Origin of the sequence: Dactylosporangium aurantiacum (genome assembly GCF_000716715.1) — a bacterium.
Lineage (GTDB): Bacteria > Actinomycetota > Actinomycetes > Mycobacteriales > Micromonosporaceae > Dactylosporangium > Dactylosporangium aurantiacum.
Genome location: NZ_JNYJ01000146.1, coordinates 1 through 597 on the forward strand (window position 1 = coordinate 1; position 597 = coordinate 597).

General features: G+C 76.9%; 1 protein-coding gene. It reads left to right on the plus strand.

Translation table 11 applies throughout. From position 1 onward, the window contains the following. Positions 1–597: aminotransferase class I/II-fold pyridoxal phosphate-dependent enzyme (locus tag OP18_RS62280; protein ID WP_156090389.1), on the plus strand; the 597-nt coding region annotated here is incomplete at both ends.

A 597-nucleotide genomic window follows, 5' to 3' on the forward strand; every position in this document is an offset into this window, starting at 1 on the left:
CACCTGGACCGAGCTCCCGGACGGCCACCGCCCGGTCGGCGCCCACGCCCTCCTCGGCGCCGGCGGCTACAGCGCCGACGGCGACCCCGGCGTCGACCTCGCCATCGCCGCGATGGGCGCCCCGCAGGACAGCCTCACCGCCGCCTTCGCCTGGGCGGCGCCCCGGCTGCCCCAGCTCGCCCGGGACCCCGGCTACCACCCCTTCGGCCTGCCCGACCTCCGCACCGCCGTCGCCGACCGCTTCACCCGGCGCGGGCTCCCCACACGCCCCGAGCAGATCCTGGTGACGGCCGGCGCCCAACAGGCCTTCTCGCTGGTCGTCAGCCTGCTCTGCCGGCCCGGGGACCGGGTCGTCACCGAGAACCCGACCTACGCCAACGCCCTCGACGCCCTGCGCCACGCACGGCTGCGCACCGGATCCATCGCCGTCTCCGACGCGGGCTGGGACCTGGAGATAGCCGAGTCCACCCTGCGCCAGACCGTGCCCAGGCTGGCCTACGTGATCCCCGACTTCCACAACCCGACGGGCGCGCTGCCGCTGCCCCCGCCGGCGGGCGAGTGGTTCCCGGCGGCCTTCCGCGGCCTGCTCGCCAACGC